The following is a 9975-nucleotide window of genomic DNA, read 5'->3' as shown; positions in this document are numbered from 1 at the left end:
TCAAGGAGCACAAGAAGGCCGCCATGAAGCTCGCGGCCTGATCAGCCCAACCTCGAACCGTGATCGCGTTTCTGCACAACTTGACAGACACAACCTCGGCAGGCCACGGGCGGGGCCGAGCGCACGGCGCTTCGCACACCGCCAACGTGTCCGCGCGAGGTGGGCCGCAGCCCGCAGGTGCCGCCGTCGCCCTGCCGCCACCCCCCACTGCAGTCCCTGCCTGCGGTCACCGCCGTCGCAGACGCAGCGCCCGGGGCACGACTGCCACGCGCCGGGAGCCACCGCCATCGGCGCAGCCCCCGGTCGCCACCGCGTCAGTCTTCGAGCACCAGCTTGCGCCCGAACGGCGCCACCGCGCCGGCGTGCGCCGGCGGCACGGCCCACACGACGGGCCAGCGCGGGCGGAAGTCGGCCGGCCCCTCGAGGTCGGTCAGCACGACGCCGATGTCGGGGCGGTGGCGGTCGGCCTCCTCGAGCAGTGGCACGAAGTCGGTGCCGCCGCCGCCGTGGAACTCGATCGCGCGCAGGTCGCAGTGCCCGGGCTCGCAGTGCTCGACGCGGCGCACGACGTGGTCGCCGATCACGAGCACCAGCTGGGCCTCGAAGCGCCGCGTCAGCGCCTGCACTTCGCGCGCGAAGCGCTCGAGCAGCGCGTCGTCGACCGAGCCCGAGACGTCGACCATCAGCGCCAGCCGCGCCACCGGCTTCGCGTGGCTGGTGCCCGGCTCCCACGGCATGCGCCGGTACGCGCCGCCTCGGCCCTGGTTGGCGATGTACGAGCGCGACGGGCGCGACCACGACAGCGTCGGCCGGCGCGCCAGCGCGTGCGCCAGCCGCGTGCGCAGCACCTGCGGCCACGGCGTGCGCGAGCGCGGCAGGTCGGCGATCAGCGCACGCAGCATCGAGTGCGCGCCGTCGCCGGCGTGCGCGCGCAGCAGCCGCTCGCTCCACTCGCGCGAGCGCTCGGCCTCGTCTTCGGGCGCGTCGTCGCCGGCGGCGTCGGCGCCGGTGCGCAGGTCCGCCGCCATCGCCGAGCCCAGCGCGCGCACGGTCGCCGAGCGCGGGCCGTCGATGCGCCGCACGGCGGACCCGGCGGCATCGCCGTCGCCGGCCGCGGCGCCACCGTCGCCCTGGCGCCGCCCGGCGCCGCCGGCGCGCGACGACGCCACGCTCGCGCGCCCGTCGTCGGCGCGCGGGGGGCGGCGGTCGTCGATCGCGCGGTACAGCCGCTCGACGTCCCACTCCAGCAGCGACTTCTCGACCGGCTGTTGCACGCCCAGCGCGAGCTGCAGCAGGCGGTCGAGCTGCACCGCGTCGCGCGGCAGCTGCAGCCACGCCAGGTGCGCCAGCGTGCTGTTGACGATGGCGTCGGCGCAGGTGTTGAACAGCCGCTCGTCGACGTCGCCGAGCACGCGCTTGAGCTCGCCCAGCCGCTGCGTGTGGCGCAGCGCGACGTGCAGCACCTCGTGCGCGACCCAGCCGGCCTGCAGCGGCAGCGGCAGCGCGTCGAACGCGGCGCCGTAGAACACCGTCGTGCCGTCGGTCCACGCCGGCGCGTGGCCGGGCTCGGTCGACGCGTCGGCCTCGCCGGCGCGCACGTCGTGGTGGTGCACCCACAGCGCGAGCCCGCCGGTGCACGGCGCGTACTCGACCATGCGCTGCACCGCGCGCGTGCCGCGGTGGCGGTACAGCGCGCTGCCGTCGTCAGCGGCCATCGCGCGCACGCTCGTCGGCGTAGCGGCGGTACGCGGCGCTGTCGAGCACGGTGGCCTCGAAGCCGCTTGCGAGCGCCTTGTGCAGCAGCAGCTCCATCGCCAGCGTCTGCGCCTCGCGCAGCGGCAGCGGCACCGGGCCGCGCGCCTCGGGCAGCTGCTCGACGATCTCGAGCGCGCGCGCGAGGTGCCGCTCGTCGCCGGCGGCCGCGAGCAGCCCGTAGACCAGGCCGTACAGCGCATCGAGCGTGCGCGGCAGCAGCGCCACCGTGTCGGCGCCGCGCTTGGCCGCGAGCAGCTGCACGACGTCGGCGCCGGCCTGGATCTCGCGCAGCACGCCGAAGAACTCGGCGGCGTTGGCCGCACCGATGCGCCCCTGCACGAACACACGCTTGGCCGGCTCCGACAGCCCGGACTTCAGCACGTTCGAGACATCCTCCCAGCCGCGCGGGCTGGCGCCGACGAGGTGGTCGTGGGCCAGCTGCGACTCGGTGTCGTCGAGCTTGTCGGGGCGCAGCTTCAGGTAGGCCATCACCTCGGGCGCGAAGTCGTGGGCCACCGCGTGCGCGAGGAACGCGTCGATCGCCGTCTGCACGTTGAAGTGGAACATGCGGTCCGCGAGCGCGGTGCCCATGTCGTGGCTCACCGCGCCGTGGAACGCGGCGTTGCCGGCGGCCACCACCTGCCAGCCGTCGGGCAGCTCGTAGTGGCCGACGCGCCGGTCGAGGATCAGCGAATACGCCGAGATCTGCAGCCGCTGGTCGGCCGCGGTCAGCTCGTCGAGGAACAGGATGCCGGCCGGCGCGTCGCGCGAAGGCAGGAACTCGGGTGGGAACCACACCGTGCGCTGCTGCACGTCGTCGGCGTAGATCGCGCCGCGGATGTCGACCGGCTCGATCGTCGTCAGCCGCAGGTCCACCAGCGGCACGCCGTGGTGCTGCGCCACCTGGCGCACGATCGAGCTCTTGCCGACGCCGCGCGTGCCCCACAGCATCGTCGCGCGCCGGCGCAGCACCGGGTCGGCGAACTGCTCGACCAGCGCCGCCTTCGCGGTGGCGATCGACACCGGCGGGATGTTCATCGGGTTGCCGAGCATCAGGGCACCGCAGGTCAGTGGGGGGCATCGGGCGCCGCGCGCCACGACGCCGCCGTCGGGCGCCGCGGCCGCGGCGGGATCTCGAAGCGCGGCATCTCGTGCAGCGAGAAGAACGCGACCAACAGCAGCGGCGGCGCGTTGAAGATCACCATGCGCCACATCGAGTCGTCCGACAGCTCGAGGTACAGCAGCAGCGGCGACGCCGCCAGCGCCGCCACCGCGAGCGCGAGCGGCAGCGCGCGGCGCACCGTGACGCCCCAGCGCGCGCGCAGCAGCCGGTCGTGGAACGCCGCCGGCGGCTCGGCCAGCGTGCGCGCGAGGTGCTCGGCGGCGCGCTGCAGCTTGCGTTCGGCGTCGCGGCTGCGCTGCGGCTCCCAGCGCGCGAGCCTGACGAGGCTGCGCCAGCCGTCGCTCTTGCGCGTCAGCCGCCGCCAGGCCCAGCCGAGCACCGCCAGCAGGTCTTCGGGCAGGTCGAGCGGCAGGCCGGGCGCCGCGACGAGCTCGAGGTCGGCCGGCATGCCGGCGACGTTCGACGGCCGCAGCCGCAGCGTGAGTCCATCGAGCCGCGCCTCGCCGAGCGTCAGCACGCGGCGCAGCGCGCCGCGCGCGGGCTCGAGGTCGTGGCTCATCGCGATGACCCAGCCGGGGCCGCGCACGAAGTGGCTGTGCGGGTCCACCCCCTCGACCTGCGCGAGCATCGCGTCGAGGTCGGTGCCGTCGATGCGCAGCGTCGCCTCGGCGCCGCTGGCGACGTCGTGCAGCACGCGCACGAGGCGGTGGCTGCGGCGCGACTTGCACTCCAGCCGCAACGTCTCGCGCAGCGCCGGCGCGCCGGCGTCGCCGGCGTGCTCGAGCGGCCTGAACGCGATGCGCCGCCCGGCGCGGTCGCTCGCCGCGAGGTCCACGTGGCGGCCGCGGCGCGAGAACGGCTCGACGAGCGCGAGGATCTCGTGGTGGGTCAGCGGCGGCAAGTCCATCGCGGCGGCGGCACGGCAGGCCCCGGGGGCCGGTGCCGCCGATTCTGCCGAAGCCGCCGCCTTCCATCGACCGGTGACCGTGCGCTTCGTGTGCCTCGTGCACGTCGCGTGCGCCGGCCACCTCGACATCGTCACCCACGACACGCCGGCCGGTGGCCGACGCGATCGCGCGCAGCAGCGCGTCGGCGTCGCGCTGACGCCGCGGGCGGCACCGGCCGCTGCACGCGCCGCACCGCGGCGGTGCAACGCGGGCCGGCGCACGCCGCCGCCCGCCTCGACGCGGTGCACCGCCGGATATCGGCCGCGGATTGGCGGCCGAACGCGGCCGTGATCGCCGCTTCACCCGGCGCCGCGCGCCCGTACCTTGCACGCTGGCGCAAGAGCGCGGCTTTCCGAGTGGTTCCGAGATGACGAGTACGCAAGACCTGCTGTGGATCGTGCTGTGCGCGGCGCTGGTCTTCGTGATGCAGGCCGGCTTCCTGTGTCTCGAGTCGGGGCTCACGCGCAACAAGAACTCGATCAACGTCGCGGCGAAGAACGTCTCCGACTTCGCGATCTCGGCGCTCGCCTTCTGGCTCGTCGGCTTCGGCCTGATGTTCGGCCCGACGGCCGCGGGCTGGGTGGGCACCGGGCTGTTCGGCGTGTTCGACGAGATTTCCGAGCGCGCGCCATTGCTGGTGTTCCTGCTGTTCCAGCTCATGTTCTGCGCCACCGCGACGACGATCGTCTCGGGCGCCGTGGCCGAGCGCATGCGCTTCGGCGCGTACATGGGCGTGTCGGTGCTGGTGTCGACGCTGGTCTACCCGGTGTTCGGCCACTGGGCCTGGGGCGGTGCCTGGGGCCTCAGCGAGCCGGGCTGGCTCGCGCGCATGGGCTTCGTCGACTTCGCCGGCTCGACCGTCGTGCACAGCGTCGGCGGCTGGGTCGCGCTGGTCGCGGTGCTGATGACGGGGCCGCGCGAGGGGCGCTTCCGTGACGGCGAGCCGCCGCGCATCATCCCGGCGGGCAACCTGCCGATCGCGATGCTCGGCTCGCTGCTGCTGGCCTTCGGGTGGCTGGGTTTCAACGGCGGCAGCACGCTCGCGTTCGACGAGCGCGTGCCCGGCGTGCTCGTCAACACCACGCTGGCCGCCGCGGCCGGCTGCGTCGCCGGGCTGCTCGTCGGCCGGCTGTGGCACGGCTACTACGAGGTGATGTACGCGATCAACGGGCTGATCGCCGGGCTGGTGGCGATCACGGCCGGCGCGCACGCGGTGACGCCGCTGCACGCGCTGCTGGTCGGCGCCGTCGGCGCCGCCGCGATGGCGTGGTGCAACGAGAAGCTGCTGCAGTGGCGCATCGACGACGCGGTCGGCGCGATTCCGGCGCACCTGGCCGCCGGCATCTGGGGCACGCTCGCCGTCGGCCTGTTCGGTGACCCGCAGCGGCTCGGCACCGGGCTGTCGCGCCTCGAGCAGGTCGGCGTGCAGGTGCTGGGCATCGCGGTGTGCGCGCTGTGGTGCACCGTCGCCGCGTGGCTCGTGCTGCGCACCTGGCGCCGCGGCGGCGGCCTGCGTGTCGACGCCGAGGCCGAGCGCGTGGGCCTGAACGTGGCCGAGCACGGCGCGCGCACCGAGCTGATCGACCTGCTCGACGCGATGGAGACGCAGCGGCGCAGCGGCGACCTGCGCCAGCGCGTGCCCGAGGAGCCGTACACCGAGGTCGGGCAGATCGCGAGTGCCTACAACCGCGTGATCGCCGCGCTCGACCAGGCCACCCAGCAGACGCTGGCGATCCTGCGCGACATGCGCGACGGCATCGTCACGTTCACGCGCGACGGCCTCGTGACGAGCCTGAACCCCGGCGCCGAGCGCCTGCTGGGCCTGGCCGCGCCGGCCGCCGTGGGCCAGCCGCTGCCGCTGGTGCTGCACCGCGCCGGCTGCGCGCAGCCGCCCGAGCCGCAGCGCCTGTGCCGCGACGGCGCGCAGCTCGAGCTGCGCGTGATGCGCGCGGGCTCGGCGCGCACGTTCTACGAGCTCAGCGTCAGCGAGACCCAGACCGACGACGGGCCGCAGTTCACCGCGACGTTGCGCGACGCCAGCGACCGCAAGCAGGTCGAGGCCCAGCTGCAGCGCGAGCGCGACATCGCACAGGTCACGCTCGCGTCGATCGCCAACGGCGTCATCACGACCGACGAGGCCGGCGTGATCCAGTACATGAACCCGGTGGCCGCGAGCCTGACGGGCTGGGAGGCGCACCAGGCGCGCGGGCAATTCGTCAGCGTCGTCTACCAGCTCGTCGACGAGGCCACGGGCCAGCCGCTGGCCAACCCGGTGCGCGACGTGCTGCGCCGCGGCCAGATCCTGCCGCGCCACGAGCACGCGCTGCTGAAGAAGCGCGACGGCACGCAGGTGCCGGTGCTCGACACCGCGGCGCCGATCCGCTCGCGCGAGGGCTTCCTGATCGGCACCGTGCTGGTGTTCAACGACGTCACCGTCACGCTCAACCTCGCGCGCGAGTTGACGCACCAGGCCGCGCACGACGCACTGACCGGCGCGCCGAACCGGCGCGAGTTCGAGCGCCGGCTCGGCGAACTGCTCGTCGGCGGCGCCGCCAGCGGGCTGTCGCACGTCGTGTGCTACCTCGACCTCGACCAGTTCAAGGTCGTCAACGACACCTGCGGCCACGTCGCCGGCGACGAGCTGCTGCGCCAGGTCACGGCGCTGATCCGCGGCCTGCTGCGCGCCGGCGACACGCTCGCGCGGCTGGGCGGCGACGAGTTCGGCCTGATCCTGCAGGCCTGCCCGCTCGAGCACGCGCTGCGCGTGGCCGAGAAGGTCCGCGAGGCGATCGCCGACTTCCGCTTCGCGTGGGAGGGCAAGTCGTTCTCGATCGGCGTGTCGATCGGCGTCGTGCCCACGTCGACCATCGGCCACGACCTCGGCGCGCTGCTCGCCGCCGCCGACGCCGCGTGCTACGCCGCCAAGGAGGCCGGGCGCAACCGCGTGCACGTGTTCGAGCCCGACGACCGCCAGGTGATGGAGCAGCGCGGGCAGATGCAGTGGGTCACGCGGCTGACCGCCGCGCTCGACGCCGACCGGCTGCGGCTGTGGGTGCAGCCGGTGGTCGCGCTGCACGACGACGGCGGCGCAGTGCCGCACCACGAGATCCTCGTGCGGCTCGAGGAGGACGGCCAGATCGTGCCGCCCGGCGCCTTCCTGCCCGCGGCCGAGCGCTACGGGCTGATGCCGCGCATCGACCAGTGGGTCGTCGACAACACGCTGTCGTGGCTCGGCGACCGGCTGCGCCGCGACGGGCGCATCGACGGCGTCTACGCGATCAACCTGTCGGGCGCGTCGCTGTCGGACGAGCGCTTCCGCCGCACGCTGCGCGCCACGCTCGAGCAGCGCCGGCTGCCGCCCGGGGTCCTCTGCTTCGAGATCACCGAGACGGCGGCGGTGGCCAACCTGTCGAAGGTCGTGCACTTCATCGAGGAGGTCAAGGCGCTCGGGTGCCTGTTCTCGCTCGACGACTTCGGCAGCGGGCTGTCGTCGTTCGCGTACCTGAAGAACCTGCCGGTGGATTTCCTGAAGATCGACGGCAGCTTCGTCAAGGACATCGCCGACGACCCGATGGACCTCGCGATGGTGCAGGCCATCAACGCGATCGGCCACGTGATGGGCCTGAAGACGATCGCCGAATACGTCGCGAGCGAGGCGATCGCGCAGCGCCTGCGCGAGATCGGCGTCGACTACGGCCAGGGCTACCACCTCGGCGAGCCGCGGCCGCTGGCCGACGTGCACGAGGCGCGGCTGATGCCGCGCTGATCGCAGTCGCCGAACCCGTCGCAGCGCCGACGCGCGGATCAGTCGAGCCTCTGCGTCGCCGCATCCCACTCCAGAATGCGCGCGCGCATGCTCACTCCGTCGCATTCGACGACGGCGGCGGACTCGGTACGGCGATGCAGCGCCAGCGCCACGGCACGGCCCTCGAGCGACGGTCGCGTCGAGTGCCCGATCGACCACACGCCATCGGCAAGCGACCCGAACGAGATCTCGAAGTCGACCAGCGCCGCGGCGTGCGCCGGGTGCGTGCGCACGACGTCGGCCAGCGTCGTCCCCGGCGCGACGCCGGCCGGCCATGCGACGCTGCGCGGGCGCACGCGCATCAGGCAGCAACCGGCCAGCAGCCACCACGTCGTGTCGTCTTCGCGGCCGCCGGCGACGACGACGGCGTAGCGGCCCTGCGATCCCGGCAGCCGCTCCCAGACCTCGTGATAGTCGGCATGCAGGCCCGTCTCGAGCAGACGATCGGGACCGTCGAACGCGATGCGACCGGCGTCGGGCGCCATCGCCGGCGGCTGCAGATCGACATGGCGGTGCCAGGTGCAGACCTCACCGGCCGCATCGGGGTGCACGGTCGTGACACCGGCGAAGCCCTGCTGCAGCGCCAGGCGCGTGACGTCGCCATCGCCTGCCGGTCGTGCACAGGCGGGGATGCGCAGGTCCGCGTGCCAGCGCGCGGTCTGCAGCCACCGCACGACGGTGGTGTCGTCGCGCGCGGTGGGCGTCGCGAGCAGGCGGCGCACCCACACGCCGCGCAGGCGGGCCGGCACCGGCGGCGCGTCCTCGGCGCTCACTCGACCACGCGCGGCAGCGCGCGCCAGAACGCGAGGTCGTGGTTCGGCCACGGCACGGCGCCGGTCTCGCGCGCCAGCGCCTTGAGCTTGCGGATGCTCGCCAGCGCGAGGTCCTCGCGCTGCTGCCACAGCCCGCCGGGCGCGACCTCGTCGTCGAGGTTCTCCTGCAGGTCGGCGGCGTCGCCGCACAGCAGCACCGGCGGGCCCTTCGGCAGTTCGATCCACATCGACATGTGGCCCGCCGTGTGACCGGGTGTGGCGACCGCGCGCACGCCGGGCGCGACGTCGTACTCGCCGCGCTTGAGGCTGAACGGAAACGGCCGGCCGGCGTCGTCGACGAGGTCGTCGGCGAACACCGCCGGGTCGTCGCGGTGCGCGGCCCACTCGTCGTGCTGCAGGTGGATCTCGGCGCCGCAGCCGCAGCGGCGCAGGTCGCGCAGGCCACCGGCGTGGTCGAAGTGCAGGTGGCCGATGAAGATCACGTCGACGTCGGCCGGCGCGAGCCCCAGCCGCGCGAGGTGCCGCGGGATGCGCTGCGCGTCGTCCATCTCGGGCGCGCCGAACGCGAAGGAGGCCGGGTCGTACCAGCGCGCGCGCTGCGTCGGGTCGGCGATCTTCGCGTGGTCGCAGCCGACGTCGTAGAGGATGCGGCCGTTCGCGGTCTCGATCAGGTAAGCGAGGATCGGCGCCTCGATCGTCGTGCCGTGGCCACGGCCCAGTGTCGAGATCGACTTGTCGTAGCGGTGGGTGGCCGTCAGCAGCGGCCACAGACGGCGCACCGTCGTCATTCGTGCGTCTCCTTCGCATTCGCGGCGGCGCGTTCGTCGGCCAGTGCGGCGACGACGGTGTCGGTGTCGACGACGCGGCCGAAGATGCCGCCCTCGACGCCGATCATCGCCAGTGCCGGTGCCTGCAGCGCGGGGTCGCTCGCGGCGCAGGCGTCGCCCACCGTCCAGCACGCGTAGCCGCGGTCGACCGCCTCGCGCAGCGTCGAGTGCACGCAGACCTCGGTCGTCACGCCGCACAGCACCAGCGTCGCGATGCCGCGCCGCGCGAGCGTCTCGGCGAGGTCGGTGCGGTGGAACGCGCCGTAGCCGGGCTTGTCGACAACGATCTCGCCCACCGCCGGGCGCAGTTCGTCGATGAAGTCGTGACCGTACTCGCCGCGCACCAGCAGCCGCCCGAGCGGTCCGCGCGCGCCGATCGGCGCGCCGGCGGCGACGCTGCGCGCGAGCTTGACCGGCGGGCAGTCCGACAGGTCGGGCCGGTGGCCTTCGCGCGTGTGGACGACGAGCACGCCGGCGGCGCGCGCGGCGCCGAGCAGGCGGCCGATCGCCGCGATCGGCGCGGCGAGCCGCGCGACGTCGAGCCCGGCGCGGTCGGCATAGCCGCCCGGCGCGCAGAAGTCGCGCTGCATGTCGATCACGACGAGCGCGGTCGTCGCCGGGTCGAGCGTCGGCGTGGTCATCCGTGAAGCCTCAGAGCTTGTGAATCATTCGATCGGTGCTGAGCGCTGATCGAGTGGCGTTGATCGCGCGCGGTGTCGACGCCGGCATCGGCCGCACGCGACCC

At 74.1% G+C, this 9975-nt stretch carries 7 protein-coding genes; 1 reads left to right on the top strand and 6 read right to left on the bottom strand.

From position 1 onward, the window contains the following. Positions 1-314: 314 nt before the first annotated feature. Genes DRV96_RS17235 through DRV96_RS17225 form a run of 3 tightly spaced genes read right to left on the bottom strand, consistent with a single transcriptional unit; the run spans position 315 to position 3785 of the window. Entirely contained in the window at positions 315-1715 is a 1401-nt protein-coding gene (locus DRV96_RS17235) for a vWA domain-containing protein (RefSeq protein ID WP_119293457.1), read from the bottom strand. Continuing rightward, complete coding sequence (locus DRV96_RS17230; RefSeq protein ID WP_119293455.1) at positions 1705-2808, bottom strand: AAA family ATPase; 1104 nt, start codon at positions 2806-2808, stop codon at positions 1705-1707. The genes DRV96_RS17235 and DRV96_RS17230 overlap by 11 nt, the downstream gene beginning before the upstream one ends. 14 nt (positions 2809-2822) lie before the next feature. Beyond that, entirely contained in the window at positions 2823-3785 is a 963-nt protein-coding gene (locus tag DRV96_RS17225) for a hypothetical protein (protein ID WP_119293453.1), read from the bottom strand. Positions 3786-4192: 407 nt separating this feature from the next. Between DRV96_RS17225 and amt the strand changes: the two genes are divergently transcribed. Further along, a complete protein-coding gene (amt, locus tag DRV96_RS17215; RefSeq protein WP_119293449.1) occupies positions 4193-7591 on the top strand; it encodes an ammonium transporter in 3399 nt (1132 codons plus the stop codon). A 38-nt stretch (positions 7592-7629) separates the two neighbouring features. Here amt and DRV96_RS17210 read toward each other — a convergent pair whose 3' ends face one another. Genes DRV96_RS17210 through DRV96_RS17200 form a run of 3 tightly spaced genes read right to left on the bottom strand, consistent with a single transcriptional unit; the run spans position 7630 to position 9871 of the window. Beyond that, a complete protein-coding gene (locus DRV96_RS17210) occupies positions 7630-8403 on the bottom strand; it encodes a hypothetical protein (RefSeq protein ID WP_119293447.1) in 774 nt (257 codons plus the stop codon). Further along, on the bottom strand, positions 8400-9191 hold the full coding sequence (locus tag DRV96_RS17205; protein ID WP_119293445.1) for an N-acyl homoserine lactonase family protein: 792 nt from the start codon (positions 9189-9191) through the stop codon (positions 8400-8402). Before DRV96_RS17205 ends, DRV96_RS17210 begins: the two co-directional genes overlap by 4 nt. After that, the gene (locus DRV96_RS17200; protein ID WP_119293443.1) at positions 9188-9871 is read right to left on the bottom strand and encodes a cysteine hydrolase family protein; all 684 of its coding nucleotides are present in this window, start codon (positions 9869-9871) and stop codon (positions 9188-9190) included. The genes DRV96_RS17205 and DRV96_RS17200 overlap by 4 nt, the downstream gene beginning before the upstream one ends. Between the last annotated feature and the right edge of the window lie 104 nt (positions 9872-9975).

The organism is Azohydromonas sediminis (assembly GCF_003574675.1).
Taxonomy (GTDB): domain Bacteria; phylum Pseudomonadota; class Gammaproteobacteria; order Burkholderiales; family Burkholderiaceae_C; genus Calidifontimicrobium; species Calidifontimicrobium sediminis.
The sequence above is the reverse complement of the archived record's forward strand: the minus strand, read 5'-3'. Positions and strand labels throughout refer to the sequence as shown.